Consider the following 21,194-nt stretch of genomic DNA (forward strand, 5'->3'; position numbering starts at 1 on the left):
ATGCCTGGGCGTCCCGGCCGCAGCCGTGATGGGACGGTTGCTATTCGGAGACAAGCACGAAAGCGCCGGTCTTGCCGTCGGGATTCATGACGATCTTGGAGACGTAGAAGTCCTTTTGCTGCACTTCGCCGGAGGGGGCCATGCTGATCTCGCCCATGGGCGTCAGGTACGTGCCGGTGCGCAGGGACTTATTGAGGGCGGCGCGCAGATCGGCCAGCTCGAAGTCGGCGATCTTCTTGCCGGTCTCTTTTTCGATCTTGGCCAGGGCCTCGACCACCACCTGGACGGCGGCGTAGGCCTGGGCCGAGAACTGGGCCGGGCCTTTCTTGTAGGCGGCCTCGAAGGCGGCGGCGAAGTCCTTGTTGACCGGGTTTTTGTCCACCGCGCCGGGGCTGTAGGCCTGGGCCACCAGCACGTCGTTGCACAGCGCGCCGCACACCGGGAACATGTTGGGCGAATTGAGCCCATTGCCGCCGACGATGAGGCCCTTGTAGCCGAGCTGGCGCAATTGTTTGACGAGGTTGCCGGAATCGGCGGCAAGGCCCGAGATGACGACCAGATCGGCATTGGCCCCGAGCACGGCCGTGACCTGGGTGGTGAAGTCGGTGTCGGTGGTCTGGAACTTCTGGACGGTGACGGTCTCCAGGCCAAGCTCCTTGATGGCGTCCTGGAAGGTCGTGGTCTCGGAAGAGGAAAAGGCGTCGTTTTGGGCGTAGAGCACGGCCACCCGCTTGAGGTCGGGCTTGATCTTCATGGCCTGCTTGAGGGAGTTGGGCGCGACCTGGGTCATGGGAGCGGAGATGCGGCCGACGAACTCGCCGATCTCGGGAATGCCCTTGGCGGTGTTGGAGGGGCCGACCACCGGGGTCTTGGCCCGGTCGGCGATGGGGTTGGCGGCGAAAGCCTGCTGGGAGAGCGTGGGTCCGATGATGGCCACGACCTTGTCGCGGTTGAGCAGGTTCTGGAAGGCGTTGACGGCCCCGGCTTCGTCGCCGGCGGTGTCCTGGAAGACCAGGGCGATTTTCGTGCCGTTCACGCCGCCGGCGGCATTCAGGCGTTCCTCGGCGAGTTTGGCGCCGTTGACCTGCTCCTGGCCGAAAAGCGCCACGTTGCTGGTCTGGGCCACGGCGATGCCGATGGGGATGGGCGTTGCGACCTTGTCGGCCAGGGCCGGCTGGGCGGCGCACAGGACCAGGGCCAGGGCGATGACGATACGCTTCATGGAGCCTCCGGGCGGGGGAAAGTTGGCGGCACGATGCCGATCACGTCAAAGGTGAAAAATGTCTCTTGGGCAATGGCGGCGGCCGTGTCAAGTGCCGCGGGCCGAAAAACGGCGCGGGAGGCCGATTTTCGCGCCGCTCCCCGCCAGGGATGGTCCAAGACCGGCGGCCTGTCCACAAGAACGTCAAACGCCCCGGACGCGGCCGCGTCCGGGGCGTTTCGCCAGAGGCGAGGGGCGTCGCGGCACGCCGCGCCTCCCTTAACCAAGACGATGGGAGTATGTGTAAAAATGCCTTGTTTCAGTCCATGGCCTTTGAAAGGGGGTCTGTGCTTTTCGCGGTCGCGACCCTAGCCGCGCATGACCATCCAGGGGAACCCGACCAGCAGGTATACGCCAAGATAAATCGCGCCGAAGATCAGGCCAAGAATCCAGAACTCCTTCCCCTTGACGTAGCCGGAGCCGTAATAAATCGGCGAGGGGCCGGTGCCGTAGGGGGTGATGACGCCCATGATGCCAAGCGTCCCACAAAGGACCATGGCGGCCAGGCCGATGTCCAGGCCCGGCACCGCCTTGGCCGCGGCCAGCATGACCGGCAGCAGGGCGGCCACGTGGGCGGTGACGCTGGCGAACATGTAGTGGCTGACGAAAAACAGGATGGTCAGGCCCAGCAGCGTGGCCGTGGGGGTCATGCCCTGCATGTGGGCCGAGGCGGCGTCGGCGAACCAGGTGAGAAAGCCCACCTTGCCCAGGCCGTCGGCCAGGGTGACCAGGGTGGCGAACCAGGCCAGCACGTTCCAGGCCTGCTTGTAGCCCAGGATGTCGTCCCAATCCACGACCCTGGCCAGGACCATGATGCAGATGGCGACCAGGGCCACCAGGGTGGAGTCGATCAAGTCCTTGAAAAAGATCCAGCCAATGAGCGCGCCGGCGGCCAAAAGGGCCATGACGATCTCGCGCCCGGTCAGCGGTCCGAGCTTGACCAGCTCCTCGCCGGCCCAGATGGGCGCGTTCTCGGACGTCTTCTGGGTCGGCGGATAGATGATGTAGGCCAGAAGCGGCGTGGCCAAAAACAGGATCACGCCCACGGGCAGGACGCTTATAAACCACTGGCCCCAGGCGATGTTAACGCCGGTGGCCTTTTCCACGAGCGAATGAGCCAGGACGTTGGGGGCAAGGCTTGTCAAGAACATGGACGAGGTGACGCAGGTGGTGGCCAGGGCCGTCCACATGAGATAGGCCCCCATGCCCCGGGGGTTGTTGTCCGGGGTGGAGCCGTACAGGGGCGGAATGTTCTTGATGATGGGAAAGATGGTGCCGCCGCTGCGGGCCGTGTTGGACGGCATGAAGGGGGCCAGCACCAAATCGGCCAGGGCCACGGCGTAGCCCAGGCCCAGGGTCTTGCGGCCCATGCGCTTAATCAGCGTGAGTCCCAACCGCTTGCCCAGGCCCGTCTTTTCATAGCCCAGGGCAAACATGAAGGCAGCGAAAATGAGCCAGACCGTGCCGTTGGAAAAGCCCGACAGCGCCCACTTGAGCGCGTCGCCAGGCGAAGGGACCTTGCCCGGGGCCACCGGCACCAGCCGGAACATGGCGGCCAGGGCCACGCCGATGAGTCCGGCCAGGGCCGGGGGAACGGGTTCCAGGACCAGGGCCAGGACCACGGCGGCAAACAGGGCGAAATAGGCCCAGGCGGCGGCCGAAAGTCCCTGGGGGGCGGGCAGCAGCCAGACCGCCAAACCCAGCAGGATCGGGGCGAGCATCTTGGCGGCGCGTTGCATGGCGTCTCCTTTGCGTTGGGAAGTGGCGAAGCGGGCCGCCATGGAGCCGGTCCGCCCGGCGGCCCCGCCGCAGGCCGGGCGCGAAGAGGGGGATGTCGCGCCCGGCCGCCGCGAGGCTATGGCAGCAGTCTGCCCTGCCCCAAGCACGGACAATGCCAGCACCGAACAAGCGAGATAAGGCTATGAATTTATTTATTTTACAGCTGATTTTATCTGGATGCGCAGCGAAAACCCCCATAACCGAAGTTATGAGGATTCCGACGCCAGCAAAACTTCGCCAACAAAACAGGGCTGTTGGTTCAAATCACCCGGGTTATGCCCATGCCCTAGGTTATGGGGGTTTGGCGGACGGCGTGCTTGAGGCGCTTGCTCAGCGCCGGCTGGGAGATACCAAGGAGCCGGGCGGCCATGGTCTGGTTGCCGCCGGAGCGGCGCATGGCCTCGTCCACCAGGAATCCGGCGGCCTCGGCAAAGGTGGGCAGCGGTTCAAAGGGCGTGAAGGGATTGGGCGGCGGCGTCGCCCGGCAGGGTTCGGCCCGGGCGACAGCGGCCAGGAAACTGTGCATGGACAGCATCCGGCCGGCGTGCAGGCTCACGGCGTCGTAGACCATGGCCCGCAGTTCGCGGACGTTGCCGGGAAAGGCGTAGGCGGCCAGGCAGCCGGCCAGTTCGCGCGGCGGCGTAGGCACGGGCTTGCCCAGGCAGGCGGCGGCCTCGGCCAGGAAATGGCGCAGCAGCGGCTCGATGTCCTCGGGACGCTCGCGCAGGGGCGGAATGTGAGCGTGGTGGGTGCGCAGGCGGTAGTAGAGGTCGCGGCGCAACCGGCCGGCCGCTTCCTCGGCAGCCAGGTCGCGGTGGGTGGCCACCACCACCCGGGCCCGCAGGCGCTTGGGCACGTCGCTGCCCAGGGCGAAGTATTCGCCCTCCTGGAGCAGGCGCAGGAGCTTGACCTGGGAGGCGATGGACAGGTCGCCGATTTCGTCGAGGAAAAGCGTGCCCGCGGCCGCTTCCTCGATCATGCCCTTGCGGGCGGCCTCGGCCCCGGTGTAGGCCCCTCGCACGTGGCCGAAAAGGGTGTCGGCAAAAACCGCGTCGTCCAGGCCGGCCACGTTGACCGCGACCAGGGGGCCGGGCCGGCCGCTTAAGCCGTGCACGGCCCGGACCACGTTTTCCTTGCCCACCCCCGATTCGCCGGTGACGAGCAAGGGCTGGCTGCTTTTGGCCACGGCCTCGATGTAGGCAAACACCTGGAACATGGCCCGGGAGCGGGTGACGATGGCGGCAAAAGCTTCGGGGCGGGACAGGGTTCCGGCCACCAGGCTGTCGGAGACGGCGCGGTTTTCGTCACGCAGCTCGATCATGCGGATGGCCCGCAGCACGCCGCTCACCAGCCGATCCTCATCGTCGGTCTTGACGTAGTAATCAAAGGCCCCAAGCTTCATGCAGCGCACGGCGGTGTCGAGCTGGTTGACGCCGCTGACGATGATGACGGCCACTTCCGGGTGCTCCTCGCCGATGCGGGCCAGCAGTTCCTCGCCGGACAGCCCGGGCATGGTCAGGTCGAGCAGGGCCAGGCGGATGCCGCCCTTGTCCAACAACGGCAGCACGTCGCGGCTGTCCTGGCACAGAAAGAGGTTGGTGACGCCGGCCGAGGACTCCAGCGTCAGGGACAGGGAACGCAGCCAGGCCGGCTCGTCGTCCACCAGCAGGATGCCGAAGGCGGGAAAGGTGCTCATGAAGCCTGCTCCTGGGCCGGAACCGGAAAGGCGACAACAGCGGTGGTTCCCTGGCCCGGGACGGAGTGAAAGGACAGGGTCGCGCCGTATTCCTTGAGGATGCCGGCGGAGACGGACAGGCCAAGGCCGGTGCCGCCGGTCTCGCGCTTGGTGGTGAAAAAAGGGTCGGTCAGGTGGGGCAGGTGCTCGGGGGCGATGCCCGCGCCCTCGTCGCGCACGGTCAGGACCACTTGTTTTTTGTCCGCGTCGTGGCTGACGGCAAGGACAATGGCCCGGTCGCGGTCGGGCAGGGCCTGGCAGGCGTTGAGCACGAGGTTGACGAGGACCTGTTCCACACGCTGGGAATGGCCCCAGACCAGGGGGATATCCGGTTCGTAGACGGCGGAAAAATGATCGGTGGCCTTGCGGATGGCGGCGTCGAGGAGGCGCACGGCCTTCCTGGCCGCGTCGCCGACATCGATGAGCGAGCGGCCGGAGCCTTCCTCGCGCCGGGCGAAGTCCTTGAGGTCGTTGACGATGCGCTTGATGCGCTGAGCCCCTTCCTGCATTTCCTCCAATAGCCTGGGCAATTCGTTTTTCATGCGCGAAAAGGGAATGCCGCCCAGGAGGAAATCGCCCTCCTCCTCGTAACGGCGCGCAAGCAGCCGCACGGCGTCGGCCTGGGCCTTGCGCAGGATGGGGATGTTGAGCAGGATCAAGCCGTTGGGATTGTTGATCTCATGGGCCACGCCGGAGACAAGGATGCCCAGGGCGGCCATCTTATCGGCCTGGACGAGCTGGCGCTGGTTGCGGGAGAGTTCCTCCATGGCCTTGGTCAGGGACTTGGTGCGCTGGGCCACCTGCTTGCGCAAAAAATGGGTCCACAGCATGGAGCCGCCAAGCAGCGCCAGAAGCGGCGTGGCGATGGCCCCGACGTACAGGGCGATGGTTTGCCAGCGCAGCCGGCCGTTTTCCAGCACCCCCAGCCATTTGTCGTGGATGGCCTGATAGCGGCCGGTCTCGCGCAGGATGGCCAGGCCCTCGCTGAAGCGGGCGAGCAAGGCCTCGTCGCCTTTTTTCACGGCGTAGCCGTAGCGCACGGTGAAAACGCCCCGGGCCACGGGCTGGATATTGTCCAGCCCGAACTCGTGCATGATGTAGATGCCGGGCAGCATGGCCACCACGGCGTAGTCGCCCTGGCCCGAGGCCAGAAGGCGCAGGCCGTCGGCCGGGGTGTCCACCAGCACGAGATCGTCGGCAAAGCCCTTGGCGGAGAGCGTGTCGTGCATGATGCCGCCCCGGTGAACAATGACCTTCTTGCCGGCCAGCTGGTCGAGATTGTCCACGGCCAGGGCGTCGCGGCGGGCGAAGATGCCGTGGTTGACGATGGTGTGGGGGGCAAAATCGACGGTCTGGGAGCGGTCGTCGGAATAGGACATGCCCTGAAGCACGTCGCGCCGGCCCTCCATGAGCCCCTCGCGCTGGCTGGCCCAGTCACCGAGCCGAAACTCCATGCGCATGCCCATGACCTCGCCGATGGCCCGGGAGATGTCCACGTTGAAGCCGGCCGGCTGGCCATTTTTGTCGAGGAATTCATAGGGCGGATAGTCGCGGTCGCCGCCCACCACCACCGGCCGGGTGACGCCGGGCACGAATTCGGCGCAATGCCCCACGGTCGCGGCGGCCAGCGCAGCCGCCACGCACAGGACGGCCAGGACGGCGCGCAGGCCGGCAAGGCGGGGCATGGCGAAAAGGACGGTTCCTGGCGGACGCACGGGGAAACGGTACGGAAAAAGCGCCGCCCTGCCAAGCCGGGCCGGCCCCCATCATGGGGCATCGCCGCGACGCCCGGGGCAGAATGCGCCGGCTTCGACCACCGTGCCGGCGTTTTGCAGCGCGGCAGACCGGTCAGCGGCAGAATATCAGCCGTTTCTGGCCCGCCCGGCGGCCAGGGCGTCTTCCATGGCCCGGCGCAGCTCGTCGCGAAACACGGGCTTGGGCACATAGGCGTCCATGCCGGCGGTCAGGAAGGCTTCCCGGTCGCCGGCCATGGCGAAGGCGGTCAGGGCCACCACGGGCAAGCCGGCCACGACGGCGTAACGGGGGTCGTCGCGCATGACCCGAACGGCCTGGACGCCGTCGAGGCCGGGCATCTGGATATCCATGAGCACGAGGTCAAAGGGTTGCCGGAGCAGGGCCTCCAGGGCCTGGACGCCGTCGATGGCCTCGGCCACGGCATGGCCTTCCTTTTCCAGGAGCCGGCGCACGGCCAGCCGGGTGATGCGGTCGTCCTCGGCCACAAGCACCCGCAAACCGCCTGGCGCGGCCGGAGCGGCCACGGGGGCGGCGGCCTGCCCGGCCGGCTCGCACACGTTAAAGGAGCAGCAGAAAAAAATGGTCGTGCCCCGTCCCACCTCACTGTCCACGGCAATGGTCCCGCCCATGAGTTCGACCAGGCTTTTGCAGATGGAAAGCCCCAGCCCCGCGCCCTGGGCATTGCGGCTGTAGCCCCGGCTGCCCTGGACAAAGGGTTCGAACAGGCGGGTGAGATCGACGTCGGCGATGCCGCAGCCGGTGTCGGCCACGGAGAAAAGCGCCCGCGTCTCGCCCTCCCGACGCGGCGGCAGGGGATAGGCCTCCACGGCCACCGACCCTTTGGCGGTGAATTTCAAGGCATTGCCCACGAGGTTGGCCAGCACCTGCTGGAACCGGGCGGCGTCTCCAGCCACCCGGGCCGGCAGGGCCGCATCGACGTAGACGCGCAATTCCACGCCGGCTTGGCGGGCGGAGGGCTTAAACAGCTCCACGGCCTCGTTCACGGCCCGGGCCAGTTCGAAGGACTCGCATAAAATGGCCATTTTGCCGGCCTCTACCCTGGACAGATCCAGGATGTCGGCCAAAAGGCGGGTGAGCCGCCGGCTCGACTGGATGGCCAGCTCGGCGTACTCGGCCTGCTCGGCGGTAAGCGGCGTGTCGCGCAGGAGCTGGAGCATCCCCAGGACGCCGTTTAAGGGCGTGCGTATCTCGTGGCTCATGTTGGCCAGGAATTCCGATTTGGTCTGATTGGCGGCCTGGGCCTCGTTGCGTGCGGCGGTGAGGGTGCGCTCCATCTCGATGCGGGCCGTGACGTCCTCGCGGATGAGGATGCCGCCGGCCAGGGAGCCGTCGTCGCGAACAAGCGGCACGCCGCGCAGGTTGACGTAGCCGGAGTGGCCGCCGGTGAATTCGGGAAAATGCACGGCCTCCAGATCGACCTCGCGCCCCTCCAGCAGCGGGGCCAGCTTTCCGGCGATGCCGGCCCGCACGACCCCCGGCAGGTCGGTGAGCCGCCGACCCAGGAAATAGTCGCGGTCCCGCCGGCCGGCGGCAAAGGTGTCCAGATGCCGCCGGTTGACGAAGGTGATGCGGCCGGCCGCGTCAAAGGCCATGATGGAGACCGGGGCCAGCTCGGCCAAAAGCCGGTAACGGCCTTCGCTTTCGCGAAGCCGGGCCTCGGCCTTTTTGCGCTCGGTGATCTCCGAGGCCATGGTGGCCACGCCAAGCAGCCGGCCGTCCTCGGCATAGACCGGAAATTTCTTGGTGAGAAACGTCCGCGAACCGCCCCCCTCGCCGCGCATATGCTCCTCGCTGGTCAGGGTGCGGCCTCGGGGCAGGGCCAGGGCGCGGCGGTCGTTTTCCACATACCGCGCGATATCTTCGGGAGAGGAAAGGCCTTCGAAGGCTTCGGAGTCGGTCTTGCCGACGACGTTTTCCAGAGGGCGGCCGGTGAGATTCTGGTAAGCCCGATTGACCATGACGTAGCGCAAGTCCCGGTCCTTGAAGACCACCACGTGCTCGGCGTTTTGCACCAGCTCGTAAAAGACCGACCGGGCGTCGTCGCGGCGGCGGCGCTCGGTGACGTCGGCGGCGAAACCGAGGACGCGCTCCCCGTCCAGGCGCACGGCCGAAACCGACCACCAGCGTTTGGCTCCGTCGCGCCGCCGCCCCGAAACCTCGGCAATGCGGGCTCCTTCCTTGAAATCGGCCAGGTAGGTGGCCACGGCCTGCCAGCTGTCCTGGTCCAGAACCTCGCCGATGGTCAGACCAAGCAGGGTTTCCCGGTCATAGCCGGTCAGACGGCAGGCCTTGGGATTGACGTCGAGAAACCGGCCGGCGGCGTTGACGATGAATATGGCGGCCGGGGCGTTTTCCACCACGCCCTGGTAGCGCGCCTGGCTCTCGCCAAGGGCGGCCAGGGCCTGCTTGCGCGAGGCCAAGGCGACCAGCAAGGCCACGATGACTCCGGCCATGACCCCGGCCAGGGCCAGGGAAGCCCACAAGGCGGCCAGTTGGGGGAAGAAGGACTCCAAACCGGACAAAACGGCCGGCCCTTGGCCCGAAGCCTCGGCCAGGGCCTTCCCGGGACACAGCGGCAAGGCTGCGCCAAGGAGCCAACGGAACTGTCGGAGTCGCCGGGCAGGGCACGCCGCCCTAGGCCGATCACGAAGGAGAAGGTTTCCCATGCTTTCTGATACGGCCACCGCCTGGAGCCGTCAATGACCAGGGCAGGGATTGCCGTTGGTCCGACGGCTGCGCGTCATTGGGTCGGAGGCAAGGCTTTGTCGCGCAGCCGCAGGGCGAACAGGCGTTGCTCCAAGGACCGGGCCGCGGTCACGGCGAACGGGGCGGGCAAGGGTTTGCCGTAAAGCCAGCCCTGGGCCATGTCGCAGCCCGCTGCCAGCAAGAATTCATGCTGGGCCGGCTGTTCCACGCCCTCGGCCACGACCTCCAGGCCAATACCTTGAAACAACGAGATAAAGCCCGACACCATGGCCTGAGCCCGCAGATCGCGTCCCAGGGAGGCAACCAACGACTTGTCGAGCTTGACGATATGCACCGGGTATTCCAGCAGGACGCTTAAGGAGGAATAGCCCACCCCGAAGTCGTCCACGGCAATGCGAAAGCCATGGTCGATAAGTCGGGCCATCACCGCCCGCACCGCTGCCGGATCGGAAATGATCAGGGATTCGGTCAGCTCCAGGACCATGCGGGTCGGGGCCACGCCATGGTACTGGGCTCGTCTGACCAGATCGGGCACAAAGCCCTCTTCCAAAAACTGATTCCGGGAGATGTTGACGGCCAGAGTCGCCTCCTCGTCATCTTCCTCCCAGGCCCGCAATTGGGCGAAAGCCATGTCCAACACCTGCCGGCCAATGGCGCCGACAAGTCCCTCCGACTCGGCGAACGCAATGAAGTCGTTTGGATAGACAAGCCCCCCGGACCTGTTCCAACGCACCAGGGCCTCATAGTGGACCGCCCCGCCGCCGACCATGTCCACGATGGGCTGGTAGTGCAGGACAAACTCGCTTCCCGCCACGGCCTGGCGCAGCTGGGCCCGCAGTTCCATGCGCGCCTTGGCCGCCTCGGCGATGGACGGCTTGAAAAACCGCAACTGCCCTCCGCCGTCGGCCTTGGCCGCGTACATGGCGGTGTCGGCGTTTTTCATCAGGGTCTCGGAGTCGAGGCCGTCGGCCGGATACAAGGCGACCCCCACGCTCCCGCCGACTTCCAGGCGATGGCCGTCGATGGACAAGGGCTCGGCCAGCCGGGCCAGGAGCTTTTCGACCACCCGGACGATGGCCGGGGGGGACGCCGTCTCGCGCAGGATCACCGTGAACTCGTCGCCGCCCATGCGGGCCAACGTGTCCTCGGCCCGCAAGCATTCCTGCATCCGGCCGGCCATGACGCCAAGCACCTGATCGCCCACGTCGTGGCTTAGGGAGTCATTGATCCATTTGAAATTGTCGAGATCGATAAACAGCAAGGCAAAACCCCGGCCGTGGCGGGATTCGATGCAGATCTCCCGCTCCAGCCGGTCCATGAACAAGGCCCGGTTGGGCAGGCCCGTCAGGCTGTCGGTGTAGGCCAGGGTCTTGAGCAGCTTCTGGGTGGCCTTTTGCTCGCTGATGTCGGCGAATACGATGACATGATGGCTGGGGGCGTCGTCGTCGAAGGACAGCGCGTTGATGGTGACCCGAAACGGGATCCGCCGCCCTTCCCGGACAACGCCCCGACACTCGCCGGACCAGGCCGCATGGGTTTCCAGGCTGCGGCCGATGGCGGCGATCTGGTCCGGCTCCTGGCCGGCCAAAAACGTGTCCCAGACCTGGCGGCCGGCCAGTTCGTCGGCGGCGAATCCGGTGATCCGCAGACAGGCGGCGTTGGTTTCCAGGATGCGCAGATCGCGGTCGGCGATGGCCATGGCGGCGTCGGTGGCCTCGACCATGGCCTTGTACAGGGCCAGACGTTTCTCGGCCCGGCGGCGCTGGGCGTTTTCGACCCGCAGACCGGCATTGGCCCGTTCGAGGTTGCCGGTGTGCTGGTTCACCTCGGCCAGCATGGCGTTGTAGGCGGCCACGACCTGGCCGAGTTCGTCGGCGCTGCCCCAGGACAGGGGCATCCGGGTACCCGGCGCGGCGTTGCGTTCCAGGGATTCGCGCAGCCGACGCAGGGGTCTGCCCACGCTCCAATGGACGGTCAGGGCGAGGACCCCGACGAAAATGGCGGTGAGCCCCACGGCGGCGGGCAGTTCCACGGCCCGGCCGGCGGCCAGGGCCTGACGCAGGCGAAAATCGCTGAAGGCCACCTCCAGCCGTCCCAGGTCGTAGGTCTGCCCGCCGGCCTGGCGCGACAGCCCGCGGCTGTCGGTAAAGACCCGTTCCCCGGCCGGAGCGGCCTCGCCGACGCGGGCCAGCACCTGGCCCCGGGCATCGACGAGGCGGGCGGTCTGCAGGTCCGGGGCCAGGGCATAGCTGCGAAAGAGCCGGTCGATGGCGGCCTGGTCGAATTCCCATACCGGGCCTTCGAGTTCGGCCGCCTGGGTGGTCAGGAAGGTCTCCAGGCGGTTGCGCAGGTCTTCCTCGGCCTGGCGGGCGAACTTGGCGGAAAAAAAGAGGAACAACATCGTGCCCACGCCCAGGGACAGGGCCAGGGCCGGCAGCAGGATCTTGGAGGCCAGCCCTCGCCGGAAGCGGACTTCCCGGGCCGCCCGGGCTAAACGCTCCCTCATGGCGCGTCGCCGCCCAAGGCGTGCATGGCCGCGTCGATGTCCTCCAGGCGACGCAGGCGTTCTTCCTGGGGCAGGCCGAGATCGGAGAGCAGGCGGTCGCGGCGCTGGTGGAGCTCGATGCGCCGCACTTCCCGCAGTTGGCCGTTGTCCGAAGCCTTGAACCCGCCGCGTTCCATGGCGGCCAGCACCGCCTGTTCCCGGGCCAGGGCGTCCTGGGCCTTGCCCGGCGCGGCGCGACCGTACCCGGTGAAAAAGCCCCTGACCGACGCCTTGGTCGGGGCGTCAAGAGCGGCCCGCCAGACGAGCGGGTCGCCGGGTATGGGCGGCGAGGTCCAGATGACGGCCACCCGGCTGGCGGCCTCGGGGTGCAGGGCCGTGGACCGGGCCAAGTTGACGGTGTTGCCCGTGGCCACGTCCAGGCGGCCGTCGGCCACGGCCAGGAAATTGTCTTCGTGGTTGTTTTGCGCCACCCGCCGAAACATCGCCCGAGGTTCCAGGCCGCGCCGGGAGAACAGGTAAAAATCCGGAATCACGTGGCCGGAGGTGGAATTGACGTCGCCGTCGCCGTAGGCCAGCTCCGATGCCCGGGCGAACATGTCCTCGGCCGTGGCGATGCCCGAACCGACCCGGGCCAGGAGCACCGAATGGTAGGCGGCCTGGCCGTCGTTGCCCAGGGCCTGGAGCGCCACTTCCCCGCCGGCCCGGTCCACGGCCTCGATGGCCGACTTGTTGCCAAGCCAGGCCATGTGGACGTGGCCGGCGGCCATGGCCCAGACCACGCCGGCGTAATCCGTAAAAACCTGGGGCCGCACCGGACGGCCAAGGGACTGGGCCAGATCGGCCAATAGCGGCGCCCACTGGGCCAGGACGGTTTTGGGCGAGGCCGTGGCGATAAGCCCGAAGACCAAGGGGTCCTGGGATTGCGCCCGAAGAGGCGGGGATAAAAGCGCGCTCAGCAACACGACCACGAGCAGGCAGGCAGGGAAAACCGTCCGCATGGAGTTTCCCTGTATACGAAAAAAACCTGACGGCAGGGGCGAAACGCATTTGTCGGCAAAACGTCACTTGCGCCGGTCCACCCCCGCTGGAGCCAGGGGCGGCAGCGCGCTCGGCGGACCGGCATTGACTGGAATCGTCCGACCGGCTCAGGCCAGGGGACGAGGCCGCGTCCCGCCGTCCGCCCGCCCTTCCCGGCCGGGCGGACGGCGGCTCAGCCCTCGCCCAGGCCCATGGCCCGGATGACGGCGAACTCCCGGTCGGTCACCGGCGTCACGGAAAGGCGCGAACCCTTGCGCAGCACTTCCATACCGGCCAGCTCCGGCACGCCGCGCAGGGCGGCCAAGGGCACGGGCTGGGGGAACTTGGCCACAAAGCGCACGTCCACCATGTCCCACAGCGGCTTGTCCGGGCTGGCCCGGGGATCGAAATGGCCCGAGTCCGGGTCCTGGGCGGTGGCGTCGGGATAGGCCTCCCGGGCCACCTCGGCCAGCCCGACCACGCCCGGGTTGGTGACGCTGTGGTAAAAAAGCAGGCCGTCGCCCAGGCGCATGGCCCGCAGGAAGTTGCGGGCCTGGAAGTTGCGCACCCCGTCCCAGCCCGTGGTGCGGTCCGGGGCGGCGGCCAGGTCGTCGATGGAAAAACAGCCCGGTTCGGACTTGATCAGCCAGTAGGCCACGGCCGCCTCCCTGTTTGACCGCAGGGCCTCAGCCCAACCGGCTCATCTCGACCTTGCACTGGTCGTCCCATTCCAGGCAGTCGGCCTCGGCGATGGCGTCGAACTCGCCCAGGCAACGCTGGCATTTTTCCTTGACCGACACCGACCCGGCCGTGACGTCGGCCGAGGAGGCCGTGGCCGTGACGGCCTGGCCGCAATGGGGGCAGACAGCGGCAAACGACGCGGTTTTCGCGCTCATGACAACACTCCTTGCTCCGGCCGCAGCCGGTTTGACCGCCCCCGGCCGGGGGCGTGAATCCGCACGATAAGACAGCCGGAGGCAAAAAGCCATGGCCGGGCCGGGTTGCGGCAGCCCTGTGGCGCGGCGTTGGCGCACCAACGCCAGAAACGGCCGGTCAGCCGTCCCCGCCGCCGACGCGGGCCACGTAGAAGGCGAAGTCCTCCTTGAGCTGGCGGATGAGCGTCTCGCGTTTTTTGCCCACCACGTCCGGCGGCAGCCCTTCCAGCATGGCCCGGTGGTAGTCCACCAGGGCCTGGTAGGTGTCGAGGAGTTCCTCGTGAAAAGTCGGCTTGTCCGGGATGATGCCCCGGTTGGAGACCAGCCGGCAATCCAGGGCGTCGGCCAGGCAGCGCAGCGGGGCCGTGGAATCGCAGGCCTGCATCAGCGGCAGCAGCAGTTCCACGCCGAGCTTGGCCCGGGCGTCGCCTGGATCAAGCTCCCGCATGAGGGTTGAATAGGGCTTTCCCACCGCATCGGCGATGTCCTTGACGGGCCTGTCGCTGTTGCGGACCATGTCCAAAATCACGCCACGAATGTCCGACGACATTATAAAGTGCCTCTTAGATTATAACACCCTTGCATCTAACTCCGCCTCGCCTGATAGCATGAACAAGCGGTAAATTGTCAAGAATGCCATGCGGATTGCCCGCACCGTCCCAGCCGGCCACGTGCCGGCCGGTTGCGGCGGCTCTATGCCCGAAGCAAGGAGGTGTCTTTACCCGCGCCCACCGCCGCAATCACGGCGCTTTTTTCATGCGACGCAACACCACGGCCATGCACCAAGGAGATTGTTGATGATCGACACCATGCGAAAAGTCGGCCTGCCCCTGGGTCCAGCCCTGTTCCTGCTCGTATGCCTCATCCCGCCCCATGACGGTCTGTCCCAGCAGGCCGTTTATTGCGCGGCGGTCACCGCGCTGATGGCCACCTGGTGGATCACCGAAGCCATTCCCATTCCGGCCACGTCCATGATCCCCATCGTGCTGTTTCCGTTTCTCAAAATCATGCCCAGCGCCAAGGCCACCCTGCCCTACGCCAACCATCTCATTTATCTTTTCATGGGCGGCTTTTTCATTGCCGTGTGCATGGAACGCTGGAATCTCCACTACCGCATCGCCATGCACACCATCCGGCTCGTGGGCACAAGCCCCTCGCGCATCGTGCTCGGCTTCATGGTGGCGGCCGGCTTTTTGTCCATGTGGGTGTCCAACACCGCCACCACGGTCATGATGATGCCCATCGGCCTGGCCATCATCAAGGCCTGCGCCGACATCACCGGCGACCATGACCTGAGGCACAATCCCTTTGCCGTCAGCCTCATGCTGGCCCTGGCCTACGCCGCCTCCATCGGCGGCCTGGGCACCATCATCGGCACCCCGCCCAACACCATCATGGTGGCCCAGATCGACAAGCTCTACGGCCAGACCATCAGCTTCCTCGACTGGATGAAGGTGGGCGTGCCCCTGGCCGCCACCTTCCTTATCCTCACCTGGCTGCTGCTGACCAAGGTGCTCTTCCCGGTCAAGGGCGACATCCTCCAGGGCAAGGGCGAGCAGCTCATCCAGGCCGAGCTTGCCAAGCTCGGGGCCATGAAAAAGGAAGAAAAGCTCATCGTGGCCGTCTTTGCCGTGGTGGCGACTTTGTGGATCCTCATGGGCCTGGTCAAATGGCCCATCTTCAAGGGCGTGTCCGACGCCTCGGTGGCCATCGCCGGCGCCCTGCTCCTGTTCATCATTCCCTCGGATCTCAACAAGGGCGTGTTTCTCCTGGACTGGAAAACGGCGGTCAAGATTCCCTGGGACGTGATCCTGCTTTTTGGCGGCGGCCTGTGCCTGGCCGACGGCTTCCAGGACACCGGGCTGACCAAGTACATCGCCGGGCTTTTGGTTGATCTCGAAGGCATGCAGCTCATCTGGATCATCGCCTGCATCGTGGCGCTCAACATCTTCCTCACGGAAGTGACCTCCAACACCGCCGTGGCCACACTCATGATCCCGGTCATGGGAGCCATCGCCGTGGGCATGAAGATCAACCCCTTCGGCCCCATCGTGGCCGCCTGCATCGCCTGCTCCTACGCCTTCATGCTGCCCGTGGCCACGCCGCCAAACGCCGTGGTCTTCGGTTCCGGCGCGGTGACCATCCGCCAGATGGCCCGCACCGGCCTGTGGCTCAACATCCTCGGCATCATCCAGATCACCCTGGTGGTCTATTTCCTGATGCCCTGGGTCTGGGGCATCGATCTGACGGTGCTGCCCGACTGGGCCATTCCCAAGAAGTAACCCGGTCAACCGGTTCCCGCCGCCCGGTGCGGCGGCGGGAACCGGCCTCGACCCGTAAGGGCCGGCCCGGCCCTGGGAGCCACGCCATGGGCGCAGCCCTGTACCTGTCGTTTATCCTGCTCATCTTCTGCTTGGCCCGGGCCGCCCGTTCGAGCCTGGAGAAGGACCCGGCCGCCATTGCCCCCGATGAACTGCCCGAGTCGGCCTGGCGCGCCCTGCGCCGCGCCGCCCAGGGCATCACGGTGACCGACGCCTGGGTGAGCATGAACGGCGAGGCCGGCTTGCGCTACCGGGTGCGAGGCGTCATGCCCGATGGACGCCAGGTCGAGCTCGACATCCACCACGACGGCACGGCCTATCGCCGCGACGGGCCGCCTCCCCTGCCCCGCGCCGCCGGCCGTACTTGACGCCCGGCCCTGCCGTGGTCCACTTAAGGAAGCCGCCTGCCGCGCTGGGGCCGCTCCCCTTCGGCCCGCCCCTTCCCGCCCGGCGCGGCGCATTCCAACCGGAGCCGCCCGACCATGGACAAACGCCTTCCCTGGCCCGACTATTTCATGCGCATCGCCTATCTGGTGGCCGAACGCAGCACCTGCCTGCGCCGCAAGGTCGGGGCCGTGGCCGTGCGCGACCGCCGCATCCTGGCCACGGGCTACAACGGCTCCCCGGCCGGCACGGCCCATTGCCTGGACATCGGCTGCCTGCGCGAAAAGCTCGGCATCCCCTCGGGCGAGCGCCACGAGCTGTGCCGGGGGCTGCACGCCGAACAAAACGTCATCATCCAGTGCGCCCTGCACGGGGTGCCCATCGCCGGGGCGGACATCTACTGCACCACCCAGCCCTGCCTGATCTGCACGAAGATGCTCATCAACTGCCAGGTCAACCACATCTATTTTTCCCAGGGCTATCCCGACCCGCTCTCGGCCGAGATGATCGCCGAGGCCGGCATCGGCTTTGACGTGCTGGAGGGCGACCATGGCTCCTGACAACGACGCGGTGTTCATGGCCCGGGCCTTGGAACTGGCCGAGCGCGGCCGGGGATTTGTCACGCCCAACCCCCGCGTGGGCGCGGTGCTGGCGCGTGACGGCCAAATTGTGGCCGAAGGCTGGCACAAGGTGTTCGGCGGCCCCCACGCCGAGGTGGAATGCCTGCGCGAGGCCGAGGAACGGGGCATCGATCCGGCCGGGGCCACGATGTACGTGACCCTGGAGCCGTGCAACCATTTCGGCAAGACCCCGCCGTGTTCGCGCACGGTGCTGGAGGCGGGCGTTTCCCGGGTGGTCATCGGCTGCCTGGACCCCAATCCCGTGGCCGGCGGCGGGGCCGAGACCCTGCGGCAGGGAGGCGTCACCGTGGACGTCGGCGTCCTTGGGCAGCAGTGCCGCGACGCCGTGGCCGATTTCGTGGTCTACAAGACCATGGGCCGGCCCTATGTGACGCTCAAGCTGGCCATGACCCTGGACGGACGCATCGCCGCCCGCACCGGGGATTCGGCCTGGGTGAGCGGCCCGGAATCGCGCCGCCGGGTGCACCGGATGCGGGCGGCGTCCCAGGCGGTGATGGTCGGCGGCGGCACCTTTCGGGCCGACGACCCGCGCCTGACCCACCGTCTGGAGGTGGTGGACCCGCTTTCGGGCAATCCCCAGCCCCTGGCCGTGGTGGTCACGCGCTCGCTGCCCCCGGCCGACGCCCGGTTCGCCCTGGTGCGGGAGCGTTCCACATTCTTGGTTTTTTTGACCGGCGAGGCCGAGGCCAAAGGCGCGGCCGGACTGGCCCTGAGCAAGCGCGGAGCGCGGGTCTACGGCCTGCCGCTGCGTGACGAGGGCGAGCTGGATTTGTTGCCGGGGCTCAAGCGCCTTCGCGACGAGGCCAGGGTGTTCACGCTTTTATGCGAAGGCGGCGGCGGCCTGGCCGGCCAGCTCGTGGCCCAGGGGCTGGCCGACGAACTGGCGATCTTCTACGCGCCCAAGGTGCTGGCCGACGCCGAAGCCGTGCCGGGCTTTTCGGGCCGCATCATCCCGCGCATGGCCGACGCGGCCGGCTTTCGCTTCTGCGGCCTGCGGCAGGTGGGCGAGGATATTTTGGTGACGGCCCGGCCGGCACAGCACAGTGCGCCGCAGCCGACTTGAAGGGCAAAAGGACCCTACGTGATGCTTAACGCCATTACCTTTGCCAATTTCAAGAGCTACCAAAGCGCACGGCTCCCGCTTTCGCCGCTCACGGTGTTGATTGGTGCCAACGCTGCGGGAAAAAGCAACGCCATAGAGGCCATGCGACTCTTGGCCTGGCTGGCTCAAGGGCAAAAACTCTCTTCAATACAATATCTCGTCGAAAATACGGACAGAATTGTTCGAGGCAGAACGATTGACCTGTCATTTTGCAGAACTGGACAATTTGGTCTCGGCTGCGAAACCAGCACACCAGACTGGAACAATCTTTTCATGGAAATATCCTTGCGCGAAGACGGACTGCACATCACCAAGGAACACATATCTAGTCACGAATCAAACATTCCACTCTACACCATAGACCAGCAATCAACAGGAAACAACACAGACGTTAGTGTAGCCTACAATAATTTTTCACGAGGTCGCAACAAGCCGCACATAAGATGCAGCGACCAGTTCGCCATCTTTACACAACTCACCAGCGCCGCCACGCTCAACGCGCAACACAAGCAATCCCAGGAGATCATTCCGCAGATCGCACGGGCCTACGAACAATGGCTCAGCGCTATGTTGTTCCTCGACCCCGCACCAGCCAAAATGCGAGATTATGCTTTCCCGTCGGAAAAACGCCTCCAGGGTGACGGCTCAAACCTCTCAGGGGTGCTTTACAACCTCTGGGGAAACGACAGCGAGGCCGTCGTCGAGCCTTACGCAACGCAACGATTTGAAATATTGAATTTTATCAAGAGCCTCCCAGAACAAGACATCGAAGAGATTGACTTCCTTATTGAGCCAAGAGGCGGCGTCATGGTGCGGCTCAAAGAAACTTTCGGCGGCGACAAAAGAGGATACGACGCCTCGTTGCTCTCTGACGGAACCCTGCGCGTTCTGGCAATCGTTGCCGCCATGCTCTCCGCGGACGAAGGCAGTCTTGTGGTCATCGAAGAAATCGACAATGGCGTCCACCCAAGCCGCGCCCGCCATCTTCTGGAAGGCATCCGAAAAATCGCTGACAGACGCCGTCTCCGGGTACTCCTGTCAACGCACAACCCGGCGATGACCGACGCGCTACCAGACGCATCCATTCAAGATGTTGTCTACTGCTACCGCTCGCCAGCGGACGGGGCCAGCAAGCTTGTTCAACTCAAGGACTTGCCGGACTTCCCGGAACTCGTCGCCCAAGGCCCGCTTGGCCAACTCATGACCGCCGGCATTCTCGAACGATTCGTCAAACAACATCGCAGCCCTGAAGAACGCAAAGCCCTTGCCCATGCCTGGTTGGACAAAATACGGAGCAAGGCTGAACAATGAGCGCGATAGTCCTCCTCGACACTTCCATCTACATGAATGTGCTGGACATACCGGGATGGAACCAGCACCGGGAAATTGTCCTTGCTGATTTCGGCACAAAAATCGACAATAGCGACATTTTCTTGCTCCCCATGGCGGCCATATGGGAAACAGGCAATCATATCGCCCGTCTCGCTGACGGAGCGACGAGAAGAAAGTATGCCGACCTCTTGGTGAAAGACGTTCAGCTAGCGATCACTGGCCAGCATCCTTATCGCCCCACCCATTTCCCAAACCGTGACGAATTTCAACGATGGCTTGGTACATTTCCTGACTATGCCATGCGAAACAAAACACCGGCCAAGACCACGGAGGGCATCAGCCTCAGCGACTGTTCAATCATCAATGAATTTTACAGAACTTGCGAGAAACATCCAATGTCTAACGTCTATATCTGGTCATTAGACCTGGATTTAAATTCCTACGTTCAATGCGCATGAAGCACTAATCACAAACCATCCCCATACTCAATCCGTGCAATACGTCATCCCGTCTGCCCCAGGTATTCCATGACCGCCTCCAGATCGATGGTCAGGGTCGGCCCCTTGTCCGTCTCGGCATAGCGGGCCGAGCCGTAGGGGTCGTATTCGTAGGGCGCGATCAGGCCGTTGAATATTTCGCGCAGGGCGCGCGCGCCGATGCGGGCGTTTTTGGCCGCCGCGTCGGCGATGGCCGTGATGGCTTGGTCCGTGACGAGCAGCCGGATGCCCATGTGGCGGAAATATTCCAGGCACAGGCGCAGGGGCGAATTGGGCGAACCGATAAGAATCTGGCGCAGCTCGTCGCGCCCCAGTTCCTCCAACATGGCCACCGCGCCGAACCGGGCAATAAACTGCGGCATCATGCCGAAGGCGAACATGTCGGCCAGGCGCAGGTATTCCCGCAGCCGGAACCGGGTCACGGTGCGCACGTTCATGGTGCCGTCGGGCCGGCGCTCCACTTCCGAGACTTCCTTGAGCCGCCGGTCGTCGCGCCGGTTGACGATGCAGTTGTAGACTTGGTCGTAGAGTTCCTCGAAGGCCCCGCCGCAGATGAACAGCAGCTTGCCCGTCTCCAGGGGAATCTCGCGGGTGACCTCCTGGCCGTCTTCCAGGACCGTGGCCCGGTAGAGAAACTCCTCGCCTTCCAGGAGCGTCAAGAGCGCGTACTGGGTGGTGATGCCCTCGACATTGGGCTTGCCCGACACCCGGGCCGAAATCTTGTCCACTTCGTCCACGCACACCGTGGCGTTTTCCAGATAGTCCTTGAGCTGCGCGGCGGTCATGGCCCCGCCGAAGGTCACCCTGGCCCGGGCTTCGAGCTTTTTGAAAAGCCGGGTGGTGCGGTCCTCGCCCTCGATCTCGGGGGACAGGGTGTTGGCGTTGATGATGAGCATGAGGCGGAAGCGGTCCAGCTCGGGATGGGCTTCGTAAAAGGCGGCCACGGCCTGCATGAGGGTGGTCTTGCCCGTGCCGGAGTTGCCGATAAGGAGCACGTTGGGGGCCGGCAGGCCATGGATGTGCTTGTACAGCGACACGCTGATGCGGCGCAGGAGCTCCTGCTGGCCGAGCACCCGGGCGGCGAGGAAGGCGTTTATTTCCGTGGGCAGTATCCGGTTTTCCATGGGCACGTCCTTGGGCGATTTCCTTATGCTTACCGCGTCCCCCGGCCCCGGACAAGCCGTCCCGACGACGGCCGCCGG

17 protein-coding genes are annotated in these 21,194 nt (G+C 65.7%); 6 read left to right on the forward strand and 11 right to left on the reverse strand.

Annotated features, from left to right (window positions below; all coding sequences use genetic code 11):
• Window positions 1–40: 40 nt before the first annotated feature.
• The 10 genes from C3Y92_RS17815 to C3Y92_RS17860 all read right to left on the reverse strand — a co-directional run bounded on the left by C3Y92_RS17815 (window position 41) and on the right by C3Y92_RS17860 (window position 14,265).
• A complete protein-coding gene (locus tag C3Y92_RS17815; RefSeq protein ID WP_129354855.1) occupies window positions 41–1,222 on the reverse strand; it encodes an ABC transporter substrate-binding protein in 1,182 nt (393 codons plus the stop codon).
• A 347-nt stretch (window positions 1,223–1,569) separates the two neighbouring features.
• Window positions 1,570–3,000 carry an anion permease gene (locus C3Y92_RS17820; protein WP_129354857.1) on the reverse strand — a complete coding sequence of 477 codons (1,431 nt, stop codon included), beginning with the start codon at window positions 2,998–3,000 and terminating at the stop codon, window positions 1,570–1,572.
• A 326-nt stretch (window positions 3,001–3,326) separates the two neighbouring features.
• On the reverse strand, window positions 3,327–4,736 hold the full coding sequence (locus C3Y92_RS17825) for a sigma-54-dependent transcriptional regulator (RefSeq protein ID WP_129354859.1): 1,410 nt from the start codon (window positions 4,734–4,736) through the stop codon (window positions 3,327–3,329).
• Window positions 4,733–6,460: a transporter substrate-binding domain-containing protein gene (locus C3Y92_RS17830; protein WP_129354861.1), complete on the reverse strand. Its 1,728-nt coding sequence runs from the start codon at window positions 6,458–6,460 to the stop codon at window positions 4,733–4,735. Before C3Y92_RS17830 ends, C3Y92_RS17825 begins: the two co-directional genes overlap by 4 nt.
• Window positions 6,461–6,637: 177 nt before the next feature.
• Entirely contained in the window at window positions 6,638–9,130 is a 2,493-nt protein-coding gene (locus tag C3Y92_RS17835; protein WP_235669535.1) for a PAS domain-containing hybrid sensor histidine kinase/response regulator, read from the reverse strand.
• A 161-nt stretch (window positions 9,131–9,291) separates the two neighbouring features.
• A complete protein-coding gene (locus tag C3Y92_RS17840) occupies window positions 9,292–11,763 on the reverse strand; it encodes an EAL domain-containing protein (protein WP_129354863.1) in 2,472 nt (823 codons plus the stop codon).
• Entirely contained in the window at window positions 11,760–12,761 is a 1,002-nt protein-coding gene (phnD, locus tag C3Y92_RS17845; protein ID WP_129354865.1) for a phosphate/phosphite/phosphonate ABC transporter substrate-binding protein, read from the reverse strand. The genes C3Y92_RS17840 and phnD overlap by 4 nt, the downstream gene beginning before the upstream one ends.
• A gap of 212 nt (window positions 12,762–12,973) precedes the next feature.
• Window positions 12,974–13,438, reverse strand: a complete 465-nt coding sequence (locus C3Y92_RS17850; protein WP_129354867.1) for an EVE domain-containing protein — start codon at window positions 13,436–13,438, stop codon at window positions 12,974–12,976.
• Between the two features lie 28 nt (window positions 13,439–13,466).
• A complete protein-coding gene (locus C3Y92_RS17855) occupies window positions 13,467–13,676 on the reverse strand; it encodes a hypothetical protein (protein WP_043599912.1) in 210 nt (69 codons plus the stop codon).
• Between the two features lie 157 nt (window positions 13,677–13,833).
• Window positions 13,834–14,265, reverse strand: a complete 432-nt coding sequence (locus tag C3Y92_RS17860; protein ID WP_129354869.1) for a phage regulatory CII family protein — start codon at window positions 14,263–14,265, stop codon at window positions 13,834–13,836.
• A gap of 247 nt (window positions 14,266–14,512) precedes the next feature.
• Between C3Y92_RS17860 and C3Y92_RS17865 the strand changes: the two genes are divergently transcribed.
• The 6 genes from C3Y92_RS17865 (at window position 14,513) to C3Y92_RS17890 (ending at window position 19,953) form a co-directional block, all read left to right on the forward strand.
• Window positions 14,513–15,997 carry an SLC13 family permease gene (locus C3Y92_RS17865; protein WP_129354871.1) on the forward strand — a complete coding sequence of 495 codons (1,485 nt, stop codon included), beginning with the start codon at window positions 14,513–14,515 and terminating at the stop codon, window positions 15,995–15,997.
• Window positions 15,998–16,083: 86 nt separating this feature from the next.
• Window positions 16,084–16,404: a hypothetical protein gene (locus C3Y92_RS17870; protein WP_129354873.1), complete on the forward strand. Its 321-nt coding sequence runs from the start codon at window positions 16,084–16,086 to the stop codon at window positions 16,402–16,404.
• Window positions 16,405–16,518: 114 nt separating this feature from the next.
• Window positions 16,519–16,980, forward strand: coding sequence for a deoxycytidylate deaminase (locus tag C3Y92_RS17875; RefSeq protein WP_006920387.1), 462 nt, complete (start codon window positions 16,519–16,521; stop codon window positions 16,978–16,980).
• A complete protein-coding gene (gene ribD, locus C3Y92_RS17880) occupies window positions 16,970–18,124 on the forward strand; it encodes a bifunctional diaminohydroxyphosphoribosylaminopyrimidine deaminase/5-amino-6-(5-phosphoribosylamino)uracil reductase RibD (RefSeq protein WP_129354875.1) in 1,155 nt (384 codons plus the stop codon). Before C3Y92_RS17875 ends, ribD begins: the two co-directional genes overlap by 11 nt.
• Before the next feature lie 21 nt (window positions 18,125–18,145).
• A complete protein-coding gene (locus C3Y92_RS17885; protein ID WP_129354877.1) occupies window positions 18,146–19,474 on the forward strand; it encodes an AAA family ATPase in 1,329 nt (442 codons plus the stop codon).
• Window positions 19,471–19,953 (forward strand): hypothetical protein, encoded by a 483-nt coding sequence (locus C3Y92_RS17890; RefSeq protein WP_129354879.1) that lies wholly within the window; start codon window positions 19,471–19,473, stop codon window positions 19,951–19,953. Before C3Y92_RS17885 ends, C3Y92_RS17890 begins: the two co-directional genes overlap by 4 nt.
• A 44-nt stretch (window positions 19,954–19,997) precedes the next feature.
• Here C3Y92_RS17890 and C3Y92_RS17895 read toward each other — a convergent pair whose 3' ends face one another.
• On the reverse strand, window positions 19,998–21,116 hold the full coding sequence (locus tag C3Y92_RS17895) for an AAA family ATPase (protein ID WP_129354881.1): 1,119 nt from the start codon (window positions 21,114–21,116) through the stop codon (window positions 19,998–20,000).
• Between the last annotated feature and the right edge of the window lie 78 nt (window positions 21,117–21,194).

This window comes from Solidesulfovibrio carbinolicus (genome assembly GCF_004135975.1).
Taxonomy (GTDB): Bacteria; Desulfobacterota; Desulfovibrionia; order Desulfovibrionales; family Desulfovibrionaceae; genus Solidesulfovibrio; species Solidesulfovibrio carbinolicus.